This window comes from uncultured Roseobacter sp. (genome assembly GCF_947495025.1).
Lineage (GTDB): Bacteria > Pseudomonadota > Alphaproteobacteria > Rhodobacterales > Rhodobacteraceae > Roseobacter.
On sequence record NZ_CANLXG010000002.1, the window covers coordinates 1 to 22,657 of the forward strand.

The following is a 22,657-nucleotide window of genomic DNA, read 5'->3' on the forward strand; positions in this document are numbered from 1 at the left end:
GGGTTCGGGTTCGGGTTCGGGTTCGGGTTCGGGTTCGGGTTCGGGTTCGGGTTCGGGTTCGGGTTCGGGTTCGGGTTCGGGTTGAACAATCTCAGGTTCAGACCACTGGTCAACAGCGTTTGGTTCGATACTTTCCGGGGCCGGTTGAGAGGTGAACTCATCTGGCGCGGAAGCCGGCGATGCGGCCGGGGCATCGAACGCCTGCTGTTCTTCCTCCGGCACTTCCGGAACCGGGTCCCGGGGTTCTGGGGCCGGCTCCGCCACTTTAGGCGTTACAGCGTCCTGGGGCGTCGGCGTCCGCGGCACGTCAGGGACGGGCGCCTCGGCGACCGTTTCAACGGTTTCCTCAACGCCGCCGTCTTCGACAATCGCCTCGAGGCCCTCGTCGATCTTTGACGAAGACCTGAAAAGCCGGTCTTTGAGTTTTTTGAAAAACGCCATAGCGGCCCCGCCCCGGAAATTATGCAGTGGTCCCCATCTAAGGGGAATTACCACAAAGGAAAAGGGCCGGCGCCGGTCTCAGATTTCTTCGGGGAAGTGTTTCATCACCAGCCGGATCGGGTTGGGAGCTGCCTGGCCAAGACCACATATCGACGCATCGACCATCGCGGTGCTGAGTTCCTCAAGCAATCCCTGGTCCCACTGGTCCGCCTGCATGAGCTTAACAGCCTTCTCGCAGCCCACACGGCAGGGTGTGCACTGCCCGCAGCTTTCGTCCTCAAAGAACCGAAGCATATTCAGGGCAGCTCCACGCGCGCTGTCCTGATCCGACAGGACAACAACAGCCGCTGAGCCAATAAACGACCCCAGGGGTTGCAGCGTATCAAAATCAAGCGGGACGTCGTCAATGGACGCCGGCAGAATACCGGAGGAAGGGCCACCTGGCTGATAGGCTTTGAACACATGACCCTCCGCCATACCGCCGGCTGCCTCGATAATATCAGTAATGGTCGAGCCTGCAGGCAACAGGTGAACGCCGGGGTTTGCCACCCGGCCGGAGACGGAATAGCTGCGCAGGCCTTTGCGACCGTTTTTCTCAACCGATGACAGCACTTCCGGACCCTCGCGGCAGATCCGCGCGACCCAGTGCAGTGTTTCGACGTTGTGAACCAGCGTGGGCTGTCCGAATACGCCGACCTGCGCGACAAAAGGCGGACGATGCCGCGGCATGCCACGTTTGCCTTCAATGCTTTCGATCATCGCGGATTCTTCTCCGCAGATATAGGCACCGGCGCCACGACGCAGATCAATATAGCCGGGCGCGACAATACCCGCCTCTTCCAGCGCGCGGATTTCGCGGGCCAGGATTTCGAGTACGGCCGGGTATTCATCGCGCATGTAGATAAAGGCCGTCTCCGCCTCGACCGCCCAGGCCGCGATCAGCATGCCCTCAAGAAAAAGATGCGGCACCCGCTCCAGATAATAGCGGTCCTTGAAAGTGCCCGGTTCGCCCTCGTCGCCGTTGACAGCAAGATAGCGGGGTCCGGCATTGGCGCGCACGAAACCCCATTTTTTGCCTGACGGGAAACCCGCACCGCCAAGGCCCCGCAGTCCCGAGGACAGAACGGTGTCCTGCACGGTCTCCCAGTCACCCTTTTCGCGCAGGGACTTCAGTGTGCTGTACCCACCGTCTGCGGCATAGGCCGCAAAGTCCTGATAGTCCGGGATATGCGCGTGAGTGTCGCCAGCTGCAATCGCCGCATGCACTTTTTCTGGCGTGGCATGATCGATATGCGCATGACCCAGCTCCAGCACAGGTGCGGTGTCACAGCGGCCCATGCAGGGCGCGCGCAGCACGCGCACCTCGGCCGGATCCAGTCCATCTTTCAATGCGGCTTTCAGCTGTTGCGCGCCGGCAAGTTCGCACGACAGCGAATCGCACACGCGGATGGTCAGTGCCGGGGGCGGTGTTTCGCCTTCTTTGACCACGTCGAAATGCGCATAAAAAGTTGCGACCTCATAGATCTCGGCCATCGACAGGCGCATTTCTTCGGCAAGTGCTCGCAGATGCGCGGCGGAAAGATGCCCGTGCGCATCCTGAATGCGGTGCAGATGCTCGATCAGCAGATCAGCGCGACGCGGGGCGTCTCCCAGAAGGGCGCGCACTTCGTTCCATGCGTCATCCTGCAGCTGGCGGCCTTTGGTGTGATGCCGCCCCTTGCCTTTGCCGGATTTCCAGACGCCTTTGCGCGGTGTTTTATCTGCGTTGTCCAGTGCCATAGGCTCAGTCTCCGGGTCCGGCCGCCTTGCTGCGGCAGGTCATTGTATGTCATTTCGCGCGCGATGCCGCAGCCCCGCCGGGCCCAGAATAGCTGCTGTCGCCGTGGAAAATACGGCCAGAAACGACACTCCCGTGTCCGATCCGAAACTTCCGCCATTAACTGCATCGCACCGGAGCGCTTGGAGCAGCCAGCGCAAAGAGGTAAACAAAGGGTTAACATGAAAACGCTGAACCTCTCTGTGCTGTTTGCAACCGCGAGCCTTCTTCCGGCGGCCTGTCTGCTTGCCGGAGGCGTGCTGGGCGGCGCCTGGGCATGGAGTGGGTTGCTGGTCATGACAGTAGCCGTCTGGGGGCTGGACCGGACGGCACTGCCTGCCAGTGCAGGTCCTCTGTTGGAACGTGGCCTGCCACTTGTCCTTGCGACCGCGCACTTTGCGGTGCTCGCAGGCACTGTGACTGCTGTCGCGCTGCCCGGCCATCTCACGGACAGTCAAACCGGCGCGTTACTGCTCGGGACAGGGCTGTGGCTCGGTCAGGTCTCCAACGCCTGCGCGCACGAGCTGATCCATCGCCAGGACCGGGTGTCACGTCTGATCGGGGCGGCGGTGTTTTCGTCAATGCTCAACGGGCACCACGTCTCTGCTCATCTGCTCGTGCATCACGTCTGGGCCGGTACAGGCCGCGATCCGAACACCGCCGCCGCCGGTGAAAGCTTTTACCGGTTCATGCAGCGCGCACCGCTGCAGGAGTTCCGTGCAGGCTGGAAGGCTGAAAGCCGGCGTCAGAAACAGGGGCGCATTCACCCCTATACCCTGTGGATCGGCGGGGCTCTGCTCAGCACGACAGCAGCAGCGTTTGCAGGCGGTCTGCCGGGCCTCGCAGCCTTTGCCGCTCTGAGCTTTTACGCCCATATGCAACTGATGTTGTCAGATTATGTCCAGCACTACGGACTGGTGCGCGAGACCTCCCCCGATGGCAAAGCCCGCCCGGTGAGCAACGCCCACAGCTGGAATGCACCGCAAAACTGGTCCGGCGCGATGATGCTGAACGCGCCGCGACACTCTGATCACCACAGCCATCCCGGAAGATCGTTCAGCGAGCTTCGGTATGAACCCGTCGCAATGCCCACGCTGCCCTTTTCACTGCCGGTGATGGGCGCAATCGCTTTTTTGCCGCCGCTCTGGCGCCGGGTGATGGATCCGCGTGTCGCCCGGTGGACGGCAACCGGACCGGTCCCCTCCGAACCCGTAGTGCCAGCAGTAGCCGCTGTTTCCCCCCTGTAAATGTAAGAGGTACCTGAGATGAAACTACTCCAGTCTTTGATTGTCATGTCCATGCTGACCGCCGGTGCCGTCCAGGCCGCTGAAACGGCCAGTGGCACGATGAATGCTCGGGAATTTGACGAATACACACGCGGCAAAACGCTCTTTTACGGCGAGAACGGGCAAACTTATGGCGCCGAGGTATACCTCGATAACCGGCGGGTCCGCTGGTCCTTTCTGGACGGTGAATGCAAAGAAGGTGTCTGGTACGAACAGGCCGGGCAGATCTGCTTTGTCTACGAGGACAACCCCGACCCGCAGTGCTGGACCTTTCAGGAAAAGGCAGGCGGGCTGATCGCACGTTTCGCAAATATGCCCGGGACGACCGAGCTTTATGAGGCGCGCGACATCAACGAGGAAATGATCTGTCTCGGCCCCGAAGTCGGCGTCTGATTTCAGAACAGAGAGCCCTGTCCCGACGGTTTCTTCTTTGTGGGCGCCCTGCGGGGCGCCGGACGGTCCGGTTTTGCAGGTGTGTCGCTGCTGACACCCCCGAGGGTAACGCGCCCGTCGGCAAACTGGATTTCAAGATTCTTCGCCTCCGAGGCCGTGGCGCTGTCTGTTATGACGCTGCCTCCGCTGCGGACAACGGCAAACCCGCGCTCCAGTGTTGCTTCGTACCCCAGTGTCCGGCGCAGACGTTCTGCGGCATCAATCTCACCGCGCCACCCGGTTATCTGCCGCTGCGCGGCCTCGGCCAGACGTGCCGAGACACTAGCCAGCTTTGCAACGCGCTGATCCTGCTCGCGCACCAGCATCTCCGGACGGAACCGGCGCAGCCTCGATTTCAGGTCGTCCTGTTTCACGCGGACTGCCCTCAGCAGCGCCGGGTCCAGACGGGCAGCGCGGTCCTGCATCCGTTTGTGCTCTGCGCGCAGTCCCCTCATCAGCGTGGCAGGCCGCAGTGATCCGCTGACATCTGAAAGGCGGACTTTGCGGCGTTGCACCCCCGCCATCAACGCAGGCCCAAGGCGCTCAGAACGGGAATCCAGCCGCTGGCGCGGCACATCCAGCAGGCTGTCGGGCCGTGGCAGCGCGCGCGCAAGATCCCGCAGGCGCTGGTCGCGGCGTGTCAGCCCGTTGCTCAGGGCCTGTGCCATCCGGCCCTCCTGGCCATCAAGCCAGGCTGCAAGTTCATGGCGCACCGGCACCGCAAGCTCTGCCGCTGCGGTTGGCGTCGGCGCGCGCTGATCCGACACGAAGTCAATCAGCGTCGTATCTGTCTCGTGCCCAACAGCAGAGATCAGCGGAATATCAGAAGCCGCCGCCGCCCGGGCAACGATTTCTTCGTTGAACCCCCAGAGATCCTCGACCGATCCGCCGCCCCGCGCCACGATCAGCAGGTCAGGACGCGGCATCGCGCCCCCCGGTGTCAGCGCATTGAAACCGGCAATTGCGCGGGCCACTTCGGGCGCGCATTTCTCACCCTGGACGGCCACGGGCCAGATCAGTACCTTGCGTGGGAACCTGTCGCGCAGACGGTGCAGAATATCGCGGATCACGGCCCCCTGTAGTGAAGTCACCACGCCGATGATGTCGGGCAGATACGGCAGTGGCTTTTTGCGGGCCGGATCAAAGAGCCCCTCGGCCTCCAGCGCCTTTTTGCGCTTTTCCAGCATCGCCATCAGCGCACCTTCGCCTGCCACGGCGAGACGCTGTGTGTTCAGTCCGAATTTCGACTGGAATCCCGAGGCGGTCATCTTGCCCTCGGCAACAACCTCCATACCTTCCTCGGGCATCATACCAAGGCCGGGCACCTGCCCTTTCCAGGTCATGCAGGACAGCACCGACCGGTCGTCCTTGAGATCAAAATAAAGATGCCCCGACCGCGCCAGCACAACGCGGCCGACCTCGCCGCGCACCCGGACCCAGCCGAGTTCGGCCTCGACGAGCTTTTTCACCGCGCCGCCGATCTCAGAGACGGTGAATTCGGGTGTGTTCGACCCTGGTACGGGACTGTCGATCAGGTCCATTGCTGCTCTGGTGTTGTCGTTTGCTCGGGCGCAGCTTAGAACGCCCGAAACCCAAAGGCCATGCAGATCAGGAGCGCCCCATGAACATTCTTATTCTCGGCAGTGGCGGACGCGAACATGCCCTGGCCTGGGCGGTCCTGCAGAACCCGAAATGCGACCGGCTGATCGTGGCACCTGGCAATGCCGGGATTGCAGAAATCGCAGATTGCGCCACCCTGAATATCGAAGATGGCAGCGCGGTTGTGACGTTTGCCGAGGAAAACGCCATCGATTTTGTCATAATCGGTCCGGAGGCCCCGCTGGCCGCAGGTGTGGCCGACAGGCTCCGCGCCGCCGGTTTGCTGGTGTTCGGGCCGGGCGCTGCAGCGGCGCAGCTCGAGGCTTCAAAAGCCTTCACAAAGGAAATCTGCGACGCGGCAGGCGCGCCAACTGCAGCTTATGGCCACTTTACCGATCCGGCCTCGGCCCGGGCCTATGTCGAGGCACAGGGCGCACCGATCGTGATCAAGGCCGACGGGCTGGCCGCCGGCAAGGGCGTGATCATCGCGCAGACCGTCGAAGAAGCTCTGGCGGCCGTGGATGAAATGTTTGATGGCGCATTCGGCAATGCGGGTGCTGAGGTCGTGATCGAAGAATTCATGGAAGGCGAGGAAGCCTCGTTCTTTGTGCTCTGCGATGGTGAAAATGTTCTGCCGATCGGGACCGCGCAGGACCACAAACGTGTGGGCGAAGGCGATACCGGCCCGAACACAGGCGGCATGGGGGCCTATTCGCCTGCGCCCGTGATGACAGACGCGGTCACACAGGCCACGCTGGACCGGATCGTGCGCCCGACCATGGCAGAAATGTCGAGGCGCGGTATGCCTTATCAGGGCGTTCTGTTTGTTGGTCTGATGATCAAGGACGGTGCGCCGCGGCTGGTGGAATACAACGTACGTTTCGGCGACCCTGAGTGCCAGGTGCTGATGATGCGGCTCGGTGCACAGGCGCTGGATCTGATGCACGCCGCCGCCGAGGGACGCCTTGCCGATATGCAGGTAAACTGGGCGGAAGATCACGCGCTGACCGTCGTGCTCGCCGCCGCCGGCTATCCAGGCGCTTACAGCAAGGGGTCTGTGATCGGTGGCCTGTCCGACATGCCCGCAGACAGCAGCCGGATGGTGTTTCACGCAGGAACAGGCCGCAAGGACGGGCAGTTCACCGCCCAGGGTGGCCGTGTCCTGGCCCTCACGGCACGGGCCGGCTCACTGCGCGAGGCGCAGGACGCCGCCTATCGCATGGTCGACGCTGTGAACTGGCCCGAAGGTTTCTGTCGTCGCGATATCGGTTGGCGCGCGCTCTGAGCCGCGGCATCAGTTGCAGGTAAACTGTCCGCCTGATGCACCATAAAGCTCGCGGATAAACAGGCTGTTGCCTGAATAGCGCATCTCAATTTTCATCTCTCGATGACGCGCGCCGTTCTGCCAGGCGCCGCCCACACCGCCATTCTGATTAGAGATGACTTCGATATCATAGCGGTTCCCCGCCTGATCGCGGAACACCGCATGATGATTGTAGGTGTCGCTGCGCGGGTAGTAATCGACTTTGAAAACGCCCTCCAGCGGGACACCGTCAAAGCTGCCCCGGCAGTACCCCTGATAGACAGATTGTGCGGCAACATGTGTGGCAGACACCAGCAGCAATGCGAGACCAGGTCCCAGATACCTCTTAAACATTGAGGCCTCCTCTTAAAAATACGGTCGCGGTAATTTCTTCAACTTTGACAAGAATACCACAAAAACCGGCATTTTCTAAGCAGGAAGGCCTTGCCTGAGACGTGGTGCCTCAGGCCGGGGTGCAGCTCAGTGCGGCCTCAAAGCTCTCCGGCCCCTCAAAAGGCGCAACCGGCGTGGCAGAAACAACACCATCCTCCAGCCTGAGCGCCAGTATCCCGCGCCAGGGCGCATCGGCCAGCACCATCTCGGGTCCTGCACCGCAATCACGCAGCCCGCCCGAGATAAAATCCTCGCCTATCCGGTGGTTGCTGACACCCGGATACCTGGCGATCTGCTCGAAACTTCCGGTCTTCCAGCGCCAGATGCGCAGTGTTTTTGCGAGGTGTGGCCGGTCGACCCAGGCAATCTCTGTATGCCCGTCTCCGTCCAGATCCGCAGCGCCGACCGGTGCCAGCCAACGAAATCTTGTGCCGATATTCGGCGTCGCTGCCAATTCGCGCAGGCCGTCCTGATCAAGCGTATATATCACCAGCCTTGCGCCAAGTCGGGCGTCGCTCTCAACTGCTACGACTTCCGGCTCACCATCACCAGTGATGTCCCAGAGCCGGGGGGCGACATCTTCAAAGACCCTGCCATCACCGGCGGTGATCTCGAACACCCTGTTGCCTGCCGTCACGCGCAGGGTTTTCCACTCGACTGCATCGCCAAGGACACCATGCGGGTATTCAGATGTGGGTCCTGCATATCCGGCAGCCGTGATGCGCTCACCGGCACCCGCGGTTCCTGCGTGCCACAGGCACACCGCCAGCAGCGCGCGGCGGGCAAGCGCGCGCGACAGGCGCGACAGATGACGCCGCGCCCCGCCTGACATCAGATCTGCTTTTCGGGCATCTGGACGACCAGACCATCAAGCGCATCCGTGACCTTCAGCTGACAGGTCAGACGCGAACGCGCCGGGTCAGGCTCATAGGCAAAATCGAGCATGTCCTCTTCCATGTCTTCCTTGGCAGGCAGTTTGTCCGCCCAGGCCGGGTCCACATAGACATGGCATGTCGAGCAGGCGCAGGCGCCGCCGCAGTCGGCTTCAATCCCGGGAATGTTGTTGTCGCGCGCGCCTTCCATGACGGTCAGTCCGTTGGCGACCTCGACGACATGCTCTTTGCCGCCGTGTTCGATATAGGTGATCTTTGCCACGTCTTCGGGTCCCTTCTGATTTCTCTGCGCCCATGTCTACCTGGGCGATACAGGACGCGCCAGCCCGTTTTGCGAACCCGAAATGGTAACCTTGCCGTAACCGCCAGATGTTCTATATTTGTTCTCATGCAGATTATTTCCACTTCTCCCGGCATGCGCCCCGCTGCCAGGCACAGTGACTGGCCCCGCCCACCGGCCTGCCTGACCGCCGGCCGGCTGGACGAGCCCCCGGTCAATGCCCGGATTACGGTGGCGGGCCTGGTGATTCTCCGTCAGCGCCCGGGCACCGCCAAAGGGGTGATCTTTGTCACGCTCGAAGACGAGACCGGCGTGGTCAACATCATTGTCTGGCGCCACATCTACGAGCGCTTTCGCAGAGCAGTTATTGCCGGGCGGATGCTGCGGGTCACAGGCCGCCTGCAGCGCGCCCATTCCGTCACCCATGTGCTCGCCGAACAGATCGAGGATATCTCGCCCATGCTCGACACCCTTGTGGCCCCTGTTTAACACTGGTCAGGCCACCTGACAGAAACTACGCTGCCTCCAACCAGGGAACAGATTGTGGCAGACAACCTTCTATACATGCGGCTGTGCCGAACAGCTTTCCTGGGCGGCACCATCCTCGTTACTGCCTGCGTTCCTGTCCCTGCCCCGACGGCGCCTGCAGGCGGCGCCGGTTCCGGCCAGGTCATCACCCTGCCCGCCGACCCCGACAGCACCGCTCCACCGGGTGTCCCGCCCGGTACCTGCTGGGATCGCACCACGGCTCCTGCCGAAATCAGAACCACCACACGCTCAGTGGCGATCAGCCCCGCCGAGGTCAGCGAAGACGGCATCATCAGAGCGCCGGCAACCTTTCGCAACGAAGATGTTACAGAAATCCTGCGGCCCCGCACCGACAGCTGGTTCGAGATCGTCTGCCCTGCAGAGATGACCCCGGAATTCACCGCCTCTGTGCAGCGCGCGCTCATCGCACGCGGGTACCTCACTGGTCCTGCGGATGGCATCCCAGACGAGCGCACGAGTGCAGCAGTGGCTGCCTATCAGGCCCAGGGAGGCTATCCCGGCACAGGCCTGAGCACGGATGCGGCGCGGGCTCTTGGCCTGATCATCACGCCCCGCCCTGACTGAAAGCAAAAAAAGGGCGCCTGAACGGCGCCCTTTCCCGGTCAGGTCTGAATACGCCTGATTATTCTTCGCTGTCGGCCAGTGAAAGTGCCACGAACCGCGGATCGCCCGCCCGGCGCACCAGAAGCAGCAGCGACTTGCGCCCCGCTTCGCGGGCTTCCTCCACGCGCGTTTCCAGCTCGGCCACGGTCCCGACCTTTGCCTGGCCCGCCTCGACGATCACATCGCCGGGACGCAGGCCTTTCTCAAAGGCTTCCGAGGTCTCGTCGACTTCCGTCACCGCAAGACCCAGCACCCCGTCGCCGGCGCCAAGTTCCTCGCGCAGTTCATCGTTCAGAACCTGCAGCGTCAGGCCAAGCATCTGCGTGGTTGCCGGCTCATCTGCATCAGGTGACTGAGCCACCGCGGGTACAGCGCCTTCTGCTTCCTCGCGCCGACCCAGCGTCACGCGCAGAACCTTCGACTTACCATCGCGGACAACGGTCACGCGTACTGTCTCACCGACCGGGCTGTTGCCCACACGGCGCACAAGCTCGCGGGTATCGCCGACAGCTTCACCGGCAAAGCTGATGATCACATCGCCCGCTTCCATACCGGCTTCGCGGGCCGGACCTTCGGGAACATCCGTAACGAGTGCGCCGGCCGCTTCCTCAAGACCGATGGCCTCGGCCACGTCCTCGGTCACATCCTGGATCCGCACACCCAGCCAGCCCCGGCGCGTTTCACCGAATTCCTTGAGCTGGTCAACCACGCGCGTCACAACGTTCGAGGCCATTGAAAAGCCGATCCCGATCGATCCGCCATTGGGAGACAGGATCGCCGTGTTCACACCAATCACCTCGCCGCCCATGTTGAAAAGCGGGCCGCCCGAGTTGCCCCGGTTGATCGCGGCATCGGTCTGGATGTAATCGTCATATGTACCACTGAGCGCGCGGTTGCGGGCCGATACGATGCCTGCCGAGACAGAGAACCCCTGCCCCAGCGGGTTGCCCATGGCAATCACCCAGTCGCCCACGCGGGCCGTGTCGCTGTCACCAAAGGAAACGAAGGGCAGTGCCTCTTCGGCTTCGACCTTCAGCAGCGCGATATCCGTATTGGGGTCCGTGCCGATGACCTCGGCCTCAAGCTCCTCGCCATTGAAGAATTCGATCAGAATTTCGTCGGCGCCTTCAATCACGTGGTTGTTGGTGACCACAAAACCGTCCTCGGAAATGACAAACCCCGAACCCAGCGCGGACGACCGGCGCGGATTGTCGCCATTGCCGCCGCGGTCACGGAAGAAATCCTCGAAAGGCGACCCTTCCGGAACGATCCCCTGCGGGCCGGTATTCCGGGAAACGACCGTTGAGGTCGTGATGTTCACCACCGATGGGCTGATCTTTTCAGCCAGCGGCGCCAGACTGGCCTGCTGTGCCAGCGCGACCAACGGGTGGAGAACCATGAATGCCAGCGTCAGAAGCGCCAGCAGAAGAACGCGCGGATGCACATTCGGTGAAATTGTTCTGGACAGAGATACCGCCTTGGGCTGCATGCGTTGCCTCCTCGCTCTCGTTAGTGGCCGCTCGGGCCTCAGTTGCACTGATGATCCGCGGGTGCGGACAGAGTGCATGTAGGGTGTCATGGTTGCAACAACCAAGATGGTTCGCCTGATCCCGGTTTCAACTGTATGTGACCAAAGCGTGAAGGACGACGTCTGAAAAGGTGTCTGCTGGCTCAGAAGCCCAGATGCATTGCCAGCCAGACAAGAATGCCGCCCGAGACCACCACCAGCCAGCCGATCTGACGTACCGCTGCCTCCGGCAGTGACCGCAGCATCTCCAGCATGCGTTCAACAAGCGAAGGGGCCAGCGCATAGGCCAGCCCCTCCAGTATCATCACCAGCCCGAGGGCCAGAAGAAGAATGCTCACCGGCTTTCGCCCTCGTCCGACCGTGCGCCCTGATCAGACCGCAGGTAGTTGAAGAACTCTGAATCCGGGGACAGCACCATTGTCGAGTTGGACCCCTTCAGTGACCGTTCATAAGCGGTCAGCGAGCGGTAGAACTCAAAGAACTCAGGATCGGCGCCAAACGCGTCGGCAAAAATTGCGTTACGTTCTGCGTCTGCCTGACCACGGATGATGTCTGCTTCACGCGTCGCATCGGATGTCAGCTCCACAACAGTCCTGTCTGCAAGGGCCCGGACCCGCTGCGCTGCTTCCTCGCCGCGGGCAATCTCGTCCGCAGCCTCACGTTCACGTTCCGCGCGCATCCTCGCAAAGGTCGCATCAAGGTTCTGGTCCGGCAGGTTGGTCTGCTTGAGACGCACATCGACCACCTCGAGCCCCAGAGGCAGCGCCCGCTGGCGCGCCTGCGTTGTAATCCGCGCCATCAGTTCCGCACGGTCTGCCGACAGGATCGTGTTGGATGTCACACCATCTGAACCCAGCACTGCACGGATGGTCGGGTTCAGAATTCCTTCCAGACGGTCCTCTGCCGCGCGCAGACCACCCACACCAACCGCCTGACGGAACTGGGTAACGTCAGAAATACGGTAGCGTGCAAAGGCGTCGACAACCAGACGACGGTCGTCCGAAGGCGTTACCTCGGTCGGCTGCGTATCCAGCGACAGGATCCGGTCATCATAGCGCACGACCTCCTGGATCAGAGGAATTTTAAACGCCAGACCCGGGTCTTCCTTAACAGATTTGATCTGCCCGAACTGCAGAACAAGCGCCTTTTCACGCTCGTCTACGATGAACACCGAACTCAGCACGCCGATAACGGCGATCACGACCAGCGGTACAAGAAATTTGGACGCACCCATCAGTTCGACCCTCCGGTTGTAGAGCGACGCAGTTCGTTGAGCGGCAGATAGGGCACGACGCCCTGTCCGCCCGAGCCGCCGCCATCACTCTCAAGAATGATTTTGTCCACGTCACCGAGCACGCGCTCCATGGTCTCCAGATAGAGACGCTTGCGGGTCACTTCCGGCGCCTTGGAATACTCTTCGAGAACCGAAGTGAAGCGTGCCGCCTCACCCTGGGCCTCGTTGACCTGCTGGGCGCGGTAGGCCTCCGCCTGTTCCAGCTGGCTCGCAGCCTCACCACGGGCACCCGCTGTCACTCGGTTGGCATAGGCATCCGCCTGACGTTCAAGCCTGTCGCGCTCCTGTTCGGCGGCCTGCACCTCCCGGAAACTGTCAATCACCTCGCGGGGCGGGTCTGCTTTGTCGAGGTTGAGCCGGACGATGTTCAGTCCGCTCTCATAGGCATCAAGCGTGCCCTGGATGAGCTGTTCTGCCTCATCTGCGATGACCTGACGGTCTCGGTTGAGGATCGGCGCCAGCTGGTTGCGGGCGATGACCTCGCGCATGGCCGATTCAGACACCGCGCGGATTGTTTCCTGCGGCTCTGCCAGATTAAAGAGGTAAAGTGCCGGATCGCTGATGTTCCAAACGACCTGGAAGTCGATGTCGATGATATTCTCGTCCGTGGTCAGCATGAGGCCACTGCCCGAACGCGTACCGATGTCCTCGGTCTGTTCGCGTGTTACCGGCAGAACTTCTGCGCTGACAAGCGGCCAGGGCGCAAAATTAAGGCCCGGATTGCCGGTTGCATAATATTCACCAAGAAACAGCTCCACAGACTGTTCTTCCGGAGCAACTGTGTAGAAGCTAGCCATGAGCCAGGCGCCAACAGCACCCAGCGCAATGAGCCCGACCGTGCCGCGCGTCATGGCCGGTCCGCCGTTTCCGCCGCCACGCTGGCCACCGCCACCGTTGCGTCCGTCGCCGCCTTTGCCGCCCATCAGGACGCGCAGGCGCTCCTGACCCTTTTTGACCAGCTCATCGATCTCCGGGATCTGGGGTCCGTCATTGCGTGGTCCGCGTGGCCCGCCACCACCGCCGCCGCCGCCCGATCCGCCGTTCGGCTTGTCGCCGCCCGAATTTCCGCCGCCCCCCCAGGGGCCGCCATTATTGCCAGCCATTAATACTCTTTCCTTCCTCATCCGCCTGTGCGCGATAAATGCAAGCCATAGGTACGACGAAACGCGCGGAATTCAAGCCGTACGCATCGGGTTCCGCATTGTCACGATCTCTTCGGACATTGTCGGGTGCACGGCAACCGTCCTGTCGAAATCTTCTTTGGTCGCACCCATCTTCACCGCGATACCCGCCAGCTGGATCATCTCGCCCGCATTCGGTGCCACAATGTGGCAGCCAAGCACCTTTCGCGTGGCCTTGGATACGATAAGTTTCATGAGCACCCGGTCCGGTCTCCCGGCAAAGGCCGTCTGCATCGGGCGGAACGAGGTACAGTAGATTTCAACCGGCTCCTGGTCGCGCGCAGCTTCCTCGCTCATCCCTACGGTTCCCATCTCGGGCTGCGTAAAGATCGCCGACGGGATCAGATCGTGATCGACCGCCGTTGGCTCGGCCTGGAACACTGTTTTCACAAAGGCCATGCCCTCGCGGATTGCCACCGGCGTCAGGTTGACGCGATCCGTCACATCGCCGATGGCGTAGATTGACGGCACGGCTGTCTGGCTGAACTCGTCCACCACGATCTCCCCGCGCCGGCCCAGCTTTACCCCGACTTCTTCCAGGCCCATGTCCCGGCTGTTGGGATCACGGCCGGTTGCAAAGAGCACAACATCGAAAACTTCTTCGCTCCCGTTTGTGGATTTCACCCAGATCGGCCCGGATGTCTCACCGGCTTCACGCTCGTGCGCGGTTTCAGCGCGCTCACGCGCCATACCGCCCAGCGCCGCATCGCTGGCCGTCCCGGCCCCCGACAGCGAATGGTCCGCATCCGCCGGGGCCATTTCCACGATGTTTGTGCCCACTTTCAGGTCGATGCCCCGTTCACGCATGGATTCAGCGACAAGACCGCGCGCCTCGTCATCAAACCCGCGCAGGATCTGCGCGCCGCGGTAGTATTGCGTCACCTTCACGCCCAACCCGTTCATAATACCGGCAAATTCACAGGCGATGTATCCACCACCAACGATCAGAATAGATTTTGGCAGTTCTTTGAGATGGAAGATGTCGTCCGACACAATACCCAGATGGGCATTGGGCATGTCTGGGCGCACCGGGTGCCCGCCCGTGGCCACAAGAATGTGTTTCGCCGTCTTCTTTTCGCCCGTCGACAGCTCGACCTCATGCGGTCCGGCGATCCGCGCGCGGGCATCAAAAGTCTCGACCCCCGAGCCGGCCAGCAGATTACGGTACACCTGCTCAAGCCGGTTCAGCTCTTCGTTCAGCCGCCCCTGGAAAGACGACCAGTCGAACGGCCCCTGCTTCAGATCCCAGCCATAAGACCGCGCATCATCCACCACATCCGCGTATTCGGATGCGAAAACCATCAGCTTTTTGGGCACGCAACCCCGGATCACGCAGGTACCGCCATACCGGTCATCTTCGGCCAGGGCGACTTTTGCACCGGCCTCGCCTGCCGCCACGCGCGCAGCGCGTACGCCGCCCGATCCCCCGCCAATCACAAAAAGATCATAGTCAAATTCGCTCATATCGGGACCTTTCCGGTTATATGCCGATGTTTCGGCTCTGCTCTGCGGTGTCGGAGTGCTGATCTGCAACCCATGCCAGCAGAGCGCAAGCCGGGTCACCGAACTGTGATCGTCTCAGTCTGACAGATCCGAAAACAGATTGTCGCTCTCTGCAAGGTCGAGGTGTTCGGCATCAACCCGGCCCTCGCCAATATCATGGATCTCGACCCTGCCGTCACCAAACCCGATGATCACGCGGTCACAGATATCAATAAAGAGACCGTTCTCGACGACGCCAGGCATCTGGTTCAGCACCAGCGCCAGCTGCCGGGCATTGCCGATCCGTTTGAGATGCAGATCAAGGATGTGGTTGCCCTCGTCGGTCAGAAACGGGGTTTCGCCGTTCATCCGCAGCGCAGAAGAGCGCCCCAGAACGTCCATCGACACCAGGGTTTCCTCGACCAGTGCCTGCGTGGTCTGCCAGCCAAAAGGGATCACTTCGATGGGCAGCGGAAACGCCCCCAGTGTGTCGACCTTTTTACCGGCATCGGCGATGACGATCATCTGATCAGACGCAGTGGCCACGATCTTTTCCTGCAACAGCGCACCGCCGCCACCTTTGATAAGGTTGAGTTCCCCGTCGAACTCATCCGCGCCGTCAATTGTCAGATCCAGCCAGCGTGCCTCATCCAGCGAGATTACCTCGATGCCCACGTCCCGCGCCAGTTCCGCCGTGCGCGTGGAGGTCGGCACCCCTTTGATCCGCAAACCCTCTTCACGGACCATCTCGCCCAGGCATTTCACCAGCCAGGCCGCCGTCGATCCGGTGCCCAGTCCGACCTTCATGCCGCTCTCCACATACTGCGCCGCGCGCTTCGCAGAAATGAACTTCGCTTTGTCGATCGGGGAGAGGTCTGAGGGCATCTCGCAGGCTCCTGTAACTGGCAGTCCCCGGCCTTATAGAAAACAAGTGAGGCCTGCGCGAGGCCTCTTTTGCGGCCCTGCGCAGTACAACCCGGTTTTCCATGGGACCGCCTTTGCGCTTTTCTGTGCTGCGGCGTCGTTTTCCATCGCGCTGTCCGGCGCAGATGTACTATCTGGGACGCATGGCTCATCCCTACGTCCTCCATTACGCCCCCGATAATGCCTCGTTGCCGGTCCGGCTGGTGCTCGAGGAACTGGGGGTCGCCTACAGAACCCGGCTGGTTGACCGGGCTTCGGAGGCACAGCGCAAACCCGAATATCTCGCAGTGAATCCAACAGGTCTGATCCCCGCCCTTGAGACACCCTATGGCGTAGTCTCAGAGACCGCCGCCATTCTGCTCTGGCTGGCCGACCGGCACGGTGCGCTTTTTCCCGCAACGGCGGACCCCGCGCGCGGTGAACGGCTGCGATGGCTCTTTTTTGCCTCCAACACCCTGCATGCCGAACTGCGGCGCCTTTTCTATGCCCGTCTCTACGTGGGTGGGGACGAAGATGACCAGTCGCTGCTGCGGCGATACTCATGCGCTGCGATCAGCGGGCATCTGCAACTGCTCGACACGGCCATGCCAGATGGTCATGATCCGGACATCCTCGACTGGTACCTGGCGGCGATGCTGCGCTGGTGCGCGCTTTATCCGCAGGATTTTGACCACAGCTGGTTCGATCTGCAACAGTATCCGGCCCTGCAGTCGATGGCCCTGCGTATCGAAGCCCGCGACAGTACCCACGCAGCACAGACTGCCGAAGGCCTCGGCCCGACCCCTTTCACGGCGCCCCGCGCGCCGGAACCCCCCGAAGGAAGTGCTCTTTAGATGTTCTTGTCTGTCTTTGATATGTTCAAGGTGGGCATTGGCCCGTCGTCCTCTCATACCATGGGTCCGATGATGGCCGCTGCGCGCTTTCTGGACATGATGCGTGCCTCACCTTTCGTCTTTCATGGTCTGCGGGCATCACTGCATGGCAGCCTTGCTTTTACGGGTGTGGGCCACGCGACCGACCGCGCCACGATCCTGGGCCTCGCGGGTTTTGTGCCAGACACATATGATGCAGGTAAAGCCGAGGCAGTTCTGACAGAGATCCGGGCCACCGGTATGATTGAACCTGATGGCCTGCCTCCTCTGCAGTTTGCACCGGCCAACGACCTGCAGTTTGATTACGACAATCCGCTGCCAGGACATGCCAACGGCATGATCCTGATGGCCACCGACGCTCAGGGCGACGTGACCCTGCGCGAGACATTCTACTCCATCGGTGGTGGTTTCGTGATGACGGAGGCCGAACTGGCGGCAGGCAAGGATACAGACGACGGCGCACCGGTGCCCTTTCCTTTCAAATCCGCTGCTGAAATGCTGGAAATGTCCACAGCCTCCGGCAAGACAATTGCCCAGATGAAACGCGCCAACGAAGACAGCAGGGTCGGTCACGAAAGTCTGCGGACCGGCACTGCAAGGCTCTGGCAGGTTATGAATGACTGCATCGAACGCGGACTGACAAACGACGGCATTCTGCCAGGCGGGCTGAATGTCAGGCGCAGGGCAAAGGGTATCTATGACAAGCTGCTGGAAGAACGTGGCATGAACCTTTCGGCGCCACATACGATCAACGACTGGATGAGCGTCTATGCGATGGCCGTGAATGAAGAAAACGCAGCCGGCGGCCAGGTTGTTACCGCCCCTACAAACGGTGCCGCAGGCGTACTGCCGGCCACGCTGAAATACTACCTCGAACACGTACCAGGCGCATCAGAAAGCCATATCGAGGACTTTTTGCTGACAGCCGCAGCCATCGGCGGGCTGGTCAAATACAATGCGTCGATCTCCGGTGCCGAAGCCGGATGTCAGGCCGAAGTAGGCTCTGCGGCGGCAATGGCGGCAGCGGGCCTCTGTGCAGTCATGGGCGGGACGCCCCAGCAGGTCGAAAACGCCGCGGAAATCGCGCTTGAACATCACCTTGGGATGACATGTGACCCAGTCAAAGGACTGGTGCAGGTGCCCTGTATCGAGCGTAACGGACTGGGCGCGATCAAGGCCGTTTCGGCCGCTTCACTCGCCCTGCGCGGTGACGGCACCCACCTTGTTCCTCTGGATGCCTGTATCGAAACCATGCGGCAGACCGGGGCCGATATGTCAGAAAAATATAAAGAGACGTCGCTGGGTGGACTCGCGGTGAATATCCCTAATTGCTGAATGAACGGTCAATTCTGAACGGCCATTCAAAACGTCTCAACCTTTGCTTGCAATAGCGCGACACCCGCCGTAGGGTCCGCCAATGTCTGTGGACCGCCCCCTGCTGGGTATCATGCTGATGCTCGGTTTCTGCATCATCGCCCCTGTCGGGGATGCGGTGGCAAAAATACTCGGCCAGACAGTCCCGGTAGGTCAGCTTGTCATCGTGCGGTTTGCAGTACAGGCCGTGGTGCTTGTGCCGCTAGTCTGGATCACCGGCAGGGCCTGGAAAACCAGCGGGCGTGTACTGTCGCTGACTGTGCTGCGGACGGTTCTGCATATTGCGGGCATCGGAATGATGGTCACGGCCCTGAAATACCTGCCGTTGGCCGACGCCATTGCCATCGCCTTTGTCATGCCTTTCATCATGCTGATACTCGGTCACTATGCGCTTGGTGAGGAGGTGGGCAGCCGACGTATTGCGGCCTGCGCCGTGGGTTTTGTCGGTACACTCCTGGTTGTGCAGCCCAGCTTTGCTGCGGTGGGCTGGCCTGCTCTGCTGCCGATCGGTGTGGCGCTGAACTTCGCGTTTTTCATGCTGGTTACGCGCCAGATTGCCAAGCAGACAGACCCCATCGGACTACAGGCCGTCAGCGGCGTGATCGCAGTGCTGATCATGGTGCCGGTCTTTGTGATGTTTCAGGGCAGCAGCTTTTCGCAACTGCAGCTGATCTCTGTGTCCTCAACCGACTGGTCACTGCTTCTGAGCATTGGCCTGCTGGGGACGGTCGCGCACCTGCTGATGACCTGGTCTCTGCGGTATGCGCCCTCTGCCACGCTGGCACCGATGCAGTACCTCGAAATTCCCTTTGCCACAGTCATCGGTTTTGCGGTTTTCGGAGATCTGCCCAACCCGATGGCCACGGCGGGAATTATCATAACGATGGCGGCAGGTCTTTATATCGTGCTGCGCGAGCGGGCCACCGCCCGTGCAGTCCAGGCCTGAGCAAGGTATCGGCCACCCTGTGCAGCTCCGAACGCGGCAGCAGGCACAGCATATAAGGGGCATCCATGCAAAGCGTGACAGGCCCCGTCGCCCGGTTGGACGTGCCCGACCGGACGCCGGGCGCAAAATTGAGGCCATCAATCGGCCATTCCAGTCCTTCGGACCGCCCCGTGACGGGACCCATAGGGAACAGCGAAACACGCAGCCCCGGCACCGCATCAAAGCGCATCTCAGGCGGGCACAGAAAGACAATATCATGCGCGCCAATCACGATCACAGGGCTGTCACATCGCACTGTCATCGTGTGAAAAACCGCCAGCTGGTGATCAATGCGCCCGCCGGCAAAGCCAAGAGCGAGGATCAGTGGCGCATCCGTGTTGCGTAACGCCTTGTCAAAATCCGTACTGTCCTGTTCAGCGATGTGATGCACACGCTCTGCGGGGATCTGCGCGAGAGTATCCGGACTGATCGAATCCATGTCACCGATTACGGCCTCCGGCAGCATACCTGCCGCAAGCGCAACCCCCGCGCCGCCATCCGCTGCAATACAGGTCTTTGCCAGAGGCTGCACTGTGGTAAAATCTTCCGGGCCGACCTGTCCGCCTCCGACCAGAATGAGCGGTAGATCGCTGAAAAAGATGGAGTTTTTCACTAAAGTTTAACGCCCTTCGAAGAAGTAAGTCACAATGTTGCCACGAAATGATACGGAAATAATCACAGATTCGCGCCGGTTTGGCACCTGCCATCTTGGTAAATATCTTGTTGATAATCACTGAGGACGAGCATCCGATGATGAATAATAACAAGATACTTACAGTTTCCTACGGCACTTTTTCCTGCACGCTGGAAGGTTTTGACGACAGCTTTGACACCATGAAAGCGATTGCGGAATACTTCCGCGATCTGGCGGCTGATGACCGGTATTTCGGCGCTGAACCGCCCCAGCCCGATGCAGAACTGCTGGCACGTATTGCCGAACGCGAGGTCTCCCGCCGGGTTGAAGCCCGTGAACAGGACGGCAGGATCATGCTGAAGGCGCACGAAGAGGCCGGAGAATCGACAGCGGCTGAAGTGGCCACACCGCAGGATCAGGCTCCTTCCCCCGTCGCTGAAGCACCCGACGCCGCGCCTGTGACTGCGGCAACCACGGCCGCAGTTGCCGCTGCGCATGCACCTGCATTTGTGCCTGAAGCGGTGACGGAAGCCCCGGCCATCATGGAAACCCCTGCGTCAGAGCCTGTAGCACAGATGCCGGACGCCGTTTACGCAGAACCAGCTGCATACGCGCCTGAAACTGCCGGTCAGACCGCCTGGGAGGCGCCCCTTGAGGAGGACGTGGCAACCGAGGAACCTGTCGCAGAAGAACCCATTGCCGCGCCGGCAGCACCGGTTGCCGAAGTACCAGTTGAGACCTTTGCTGCCGAAATCCCGGATACGGCAATTGCCGAAGTGGCCCCTGCACCGGTATCAGACGCCGCCGCCTTTTTTGCTGACAGCCCGGCGGTAGACGAAACTTTTTTCGAGGCAGATGCCAATGCCCCGGCAGACCACGATTCCCTGACGGTTGCTTTTGACGGGCCGGAGCCGCAGCAGGCGGACATTCCCGAGGCTGAGGACACCGGTGCGGCACGGGTTGAAAGCATTGCGGACCGGCTTGCCCGTATCCGCGCCGTCGTATCCCGCCATGATGATGCTGATGCGCAGGTCGATGTGGATTACGAAGAAGAGGTCCTGGAAAACGCCGGGCCCACGTCGGAGTTCAGTGGGATACCCATGCCGGATTTTTCCGACGCTGACGAAGAACTCGAAGGCGTAGCGGAGCAGAACGACGAGGAAATGCTTGCGGATGTAGCCCGCGACATCAATGAGGCATTCGAGGCGGATGATGTTACAGCCAGTGCCGGCGCGGTTGAGGAGGACCTCCGGGATGAGGAGGTCGACCAGGACGATCTGGCTGCGATTCTCCAGCGGATCGAGACCGGAGTACCGGCCGATGACACTGAACAGGAGATGGGCGGGGCAGACGCCGCCGGAGATGTGAAGCCTCTTATTCTGACAAGTGAAGACAGCACTGAATCGAACGAAACCGGGACAGATCATCAAGATGATGATGACACAATCGTCATCGCAGATGAGGCCATATCGGATGCAGATCCCGACGGACCTGCCCATGCGCAGGACCGTAATCTTTTCGCGTCTGATACTGACGCCGGCGAGTACGGGGACATCAGCGAAGAAGCGGCAGTGTCAGAAGTCGTCGAGGGCGCTGATGCACCTGTGACGGAAGCCGAAACCGCACACACTGAAAAGGAGTTCGTGGAAAGCGCCGACACAGAAACGGTTTCCCCGGTCACAGCGCGGGTGATGAAAGTCAGCACCGAAGAGCTTGATGCGGCCCTGGAGAGCGGCGAGCTGGAAACGCTAGAAGCTGATGGCGCCGAACAACGCGCTCGTGACAGTGAGGCGGATAAACCGGCTGCGCGTGACACCCTGCCGGCGATCGGCGAGGGGTCGGATGAAGATGTATCGCGACTGATGGCCGAAGCTGACCACCAGATGGAAGAACCCGAAGGCGCGACGCGACGCAGCGCTTTTGCGCATCTGCGTGCCGCCGTTGCTGCCCGCTTTGCGGACAAAACAATGGCGACTACAGAAGAAGACGTCCGCGCTTCCGCGGATGTTTACCGCAGTGATCTGGCCGAAGTTGTAAAACCCCGCCGCCCTGTCGCAGAAGGCCCGGTGCGCACCGACCGCCCCGAGGCGTCGCAGGCCGCACCGCTGAAGCTGGTAGCCGAACAGCGCATCAGCGAGGATGAAGTACCTGCTGCCCCGGTGGCACCGCGTCGTGTCGCGGCTGCTTTTGCAGAGGACACTGATGCAACCCAGGACACCGGATTTGCAGCTTTTGCCGAAGAAATGGGCGCTACCAAACTGCCCGACCTTCTCGAAGCGGCCGCCGCCTACATGGCTTTCGTCGAAGGACAGGAACAGTTTTCGCGCCCGCAGCTGATGACCCGCGTGCGCCAGGCAGAAGGCGGCAACTTTTCCCGCGAAGACGGCCTGCGCAGCTTTGGTCAGCTGCTGCGCGCCGGCAAGATCGAGAAAATGCAGGGAGGACGCTTTGCAGCCTCAGAAGATATCGGCTACCGCCCGGACGAACGCGCAGCAGGCTGAACGTGAACTTTCATAGCCCTGGAAACAGCGGCAGGCTCTGGCCTGTCGCTTTTTTTCTTCAGGTTTCTCCGTCCGGCCCGTCCGGATCGGCCTGCCCGATCCCACGGAACACCGCCCGGAGCGGCACTGCCCACAGCACGCCAAGGCCTACATAAACCAGTAACTCAACCAGTATTGACGGACGGTCCATCAGGCTGACCACCGAAACCGCCACTACGATGTAAAGCGGCAGTCCGATCAGCAGAATCAGAAGCGCCAGCCGCCGGCGGGTCTTGTAGGTCATATTG

22 protein-coding genes and 1 pseudogene are annotated in these 22,657 nt (G+C 61.2%); 9 read left to right on the plus strand and 14 right to left on the minus strand.

Annotated elements, in window-relative coordinates:
* Together Q0792_RS07965 and Q0792_RS07970 are read right to left on the minus strand one after the other, a co-directional pair.
* Positions 1–441 (minus strand): annotated as a pseudogene (locus Q0792_RS07965) (signal recognition particle-docking protein FtsY); the annotation flags it as partial.
* 78 nt (positions 442–519) lie between these two features.
* Positions 520–2,220 carry an NAD(P)H-dependent oxidoreductase subunit E gene (locus Q0792_RS07970; RefSeq protein ID WP_298838696.1) on the minus strand — a complete coding sequence of 567 codons (1,701 nt, stop codon included), beginning with the start codon at positions 2,218–2,220 and terminating at the stop codon, positions 520–522.
* Between the two features lie 219 nt (positions 2,221–2,439).
* Between Q0792_RS07970 and Q0792_RS07975 the strand changes: the two genes are divergently transcribed.
* A complete protein-coding gene (locus Q0792_RS07975) occupies positions 2,440–3,504 on the plus strand; it encodes an alkane 1-monooxygenase (RefSeq protein WP_298838698.1) in 1,065 nt (354 codons plus the stop codon).
* 51 nt (positions 3,505–3,555) lie between these two features.
* Positions 3,556–3,936 carry a hypothetical protein gene (locus Q0792_RS07980; protein ID WP_298841754.1) on the plus strand — a complete coding sequence of 127 codons (381 nt, stop codon included), beginning with the start codon at positions 3,556–3,558 and terminating at the stop codon, positions 3,934–3,936.
* A 2-nt stretch (positions 3,937–3,938) separates the two neighbouring features.
* Here Q0792_RS07980 and xseA read toward each other — a convergent pair whose 3' ends face one another.
* Positions 3,939–5,516, minus strand: a complete 1,578-nt coding sequence (gene xseA, locus Q0792_RS07985; RefSeq protein WP_298838701.1) for an exodeoxyribonuclease VII large subunit — start codon at positions 5,514–5,516, stop codon at positions 3,939–3,941.
* A gap of 80 nt (positions 5,517–5,596) precedes the next feature.
* On the opposite strand from xseA, the gene purD reads away from it, so the two are divergent.
* Positions 5,597–6,859: a phosphoribosylamine--glycine ligase gene (gene purD, locus Q0792_RS07990; RefSeq protein WP_298838704.1), complete on the plus strand. Its 1,263-nt coding sequence runs from the start codon at positions 5,597–5,599 to the stop codon at positions 6,857–6,859.
* A gap of 9 nt (positions 6,860–6,868) precedes the next feature.
* On the opposite strand, the gene Q0792_RS07995 is transcribed toward purD, so the two are convergent.
* The 3 genes from Q0792_RS07995 to Q0792_RS08005 form a co-directional block, all read right to left on the minus strand.
* Positions 6,869–7,231 carry a hypothetical protein gene (locus Q0792_RS07995; protein WP_298838707.1) on the minus strand — a complete coding sequence of 121 codons (363 nt, stop codon included), beginning with the start codon at positions 7,229–7,231 and terminating at the stop codon, positions 6,869–6,871.
* Between the two features lie 109 nt (positions 7,232–7,340).
* A complete protein-coding gene (locus Q0792_RS08000; RefSeq protein WP_298838710.1) occupies positions 7,341–8,102 on the minus strand; it encodes a VCBS repeat-containing protein in 762 nt (253 codons plus the stop codon).
* Positions 8,102–8,425: a 2Fe-2S iron-sulfur cluster-binding protein gene (locus Q0792_RS08005; protein WP_298838712.1), complete on the minus strand. Its 324-nt coding sequence runs from the start codon at positions 8,423–8,425 to the stop codon at positions 8,102–8,104. The genes Q0792_RS08000 and Q0792_RS08005 overlap by 1 nt, the downstream gene beginning before the upstream one ends.
* 126 nt (positions 8,426–8,551) lie before the next feature.
* On the opposite strand from Q0792_RS08005, the gene Q0792_RS08010 reads away from it, so the two are divergent.
* Together Q0792_RS08010 and Q0792_RS08015 are read left to right on the plus strand one after the other, a co-directional pair.
* Positions 8,552–8,932: an OB-fold nucleic acid binding domain-containing protein gene (locus Q0792_RS08010; protein WP_298838717.1), complete on the plus strand. Its 381-nt coding sequence runs from the start codon at positions 8,552–8,554 to the stop codon at positions 8,930–8,932.
* Positions 8,933–8,986: 54 nt separating this feature from the next.
* Positions 8,987–9,556 carry a peptidoglycan-binding domain-containing protein gene (locus Q0792_RS08015; RefSeq protein WP_298838720.1) on the plus strand — a complete coding sequence of 190 codons (570 nt, stop codon included), beginning with the start codon at positions 8,987–8,989 and terminating at the stop codon, positions 9,554–9,556.
* 58 nt (positions 9,557–9,614) lie between these two features.
* Here Q0792_RS08015 and Q0792_RS08020 read toward each other — a convergent pair whose 3' ends face one another.
* The 6 genes from Q0792_RS08020 to rpiA all read right to left on the minus strand — a co-directional run bounded on the left by Q0792_RS08020 (position 9,615) and on the right by rpiA (position 15,965).
* Positions 9,615–11,084 carry a Do family serine endopeptidase gene (locus Q0792_RS08020; RefSeq protein ID WP_298838723.1) on the minus strand — a complete coding sequence of 490 codons (1,470 nt, stop codon included), beginning with the start codon at positions 11,082–11,084 and terminating at the stop codon, positions 9,615–9,617.
* A gap of 182 nt (positions 11,085–11,266) precedes the next feature.
* Complete coding sequence (locus tag Q0792_RS08025) at positions 11,267–11,461, minus strand: DUF2065 domain-containing protein (RefSeq protein ID WP_298838726.1); 195 nt, start codon at positions 11,459–11,461, stop codon at positions 11,267–11,269.
* A complete protein-coding gene (gene hflC, locus Q0792_RS08030; protein WP_298838729.1) occupies positions 11,458–12,357 on the minus strand; it encodes a protease modulator HflC in 900 nt (299 codons plus the stop codon). Before hflC ends, Q0792_RS08025 begins: the two co-directional genes overlap by 4 nt.
* Complete coding sequence (hflK, locus tag Q0792_RS08035) at positions 12,357–13,520, minus strand: FtsH protease activity modulator HflK (protein ID WP_298838732.1); 1,164 nt, start codon at positions 13,518–13,520, stop codon at positions 12,357–12,359. The genes hflC and hflK overlap by 1 nt, the downstream gene beginning before the upstream one ends.
* A gap of 72 nt (positions 13,521–13,592) precedes the next feature.
* A complete protein-coding gene (locus Q0792_RS08040) occupies positions 13,593–15,062 on the minus strand; it encodes an FAD-dependent oxidoreductase (protein ID WP_298838735.1) in 1,470 nt (489 codons plus the stop codon).
* Between the two features lie 114 nt (positions 15,063–15,176).
* Positions 15,177–15,965: a ribose-5-phosphate isomerase RpiA gene (gene rpiA / locus Q0792_RS08045; protein WP_298838737.1), complete on the minus strand. Its 789-nt coding sequence runs from the start codon at positions 15,963–15,965 to the stop codon at positions 15,177–15,179.
* A gap of 182 nt (positions 15,966–16,147) precedes the next feature.
* Here rpiA and Q0792_RS08050 point away from each other — a divergent pair, with 182 nt between their 5' ends.
* The 3 genes from Q0792_RS08050 to Q0792_RS08060 all read left to right on the plus strand — a co-directional run bounded on the left by Q0792_RS08050 (position 16,148) and on the right by Q0792_RS08060 (position 19,196).
* On the plus strand, positions 16,148–16,837 hold the full coding sequence (locus Q0792_RS08050; RefSeq protein ID WP_298841757.1) for a glutathione S-transferase family protein: 690 nt from the start codon (positions 16,148–16,150) through the stop codon (positions 16,835–16,837).
* A complete protein-coding gene (locus tag Q0792_RS08055; RefSeq protein ID WP_298838740.1) occupies positions 16,838–18,211 on the plus strand; it encodes an L-serine ammonia-lyase in 1,374 nt (457 codons plus the stop codon).
* A gap of 82 nt (positions 18,212–18,293) precedes the next feature.
* On the plus strand, positions 18,294–19,196 hold the full coding sequence (locus Q0792_RS08060; RefSeq protein WP_298838743.1) for a DMT family transporter: 903 nt from the start codon (positions 18,294–18,296) through the stop codon (positions 19,194–19,196).
* Here the strand turns inward: Q0792_RS08060 and Q0792_RS08065 are convergent.
* Positions 19,126–19,848, minus strand: coding sequence for a thiamine diphosphokinase (locus Q0792_RS08065; RefSeq protein ID WP_298838746.1), 723 nt, complete (start codon positions 19,846–19,848; stop codon positions 19,126–19,128). The two genes, Q0792_RS08060 and Q0792_RS08065, sit on opposite strands and share 71 nt — an antisense overlap.
* Positions 19,849–19,985: 137 nt before the next feature.
* Between Q0792_RS08065 and Q0792_RS08070 the strand changes: the two genes are divergently transcribed.
* Positions 19,986–22,370 carry a hypothetical protein gene (locus Q0792_RS08070; RefSeq protein ID WP_298838749.1) on the plus strand — a complete coding sequence of 795 codons (2,385 nt, stop codon included), beginning with the start codon at positions 19,986–19,988 and terminating at the stop codon, positions 22,368–22,370.
* Positions 22,371–22,428: 58 nt separating this feature from the next.
* Here the strand turns inward: Q0792_RS08070 and Q0792_RS08075 are convergent, their stop codons facing one another.
* Entirely contained in the window at positions 22,429–22,653 is a 225-nt protein-coding gene (locus tag Q0792_RS08075) for a DUF2842 domain-containing protein (protein ID WP_298838752.1), read from the minus strand.
* Between the last annotated feature and the right edge of the window lie 4 nt (positions 22,654–22,657).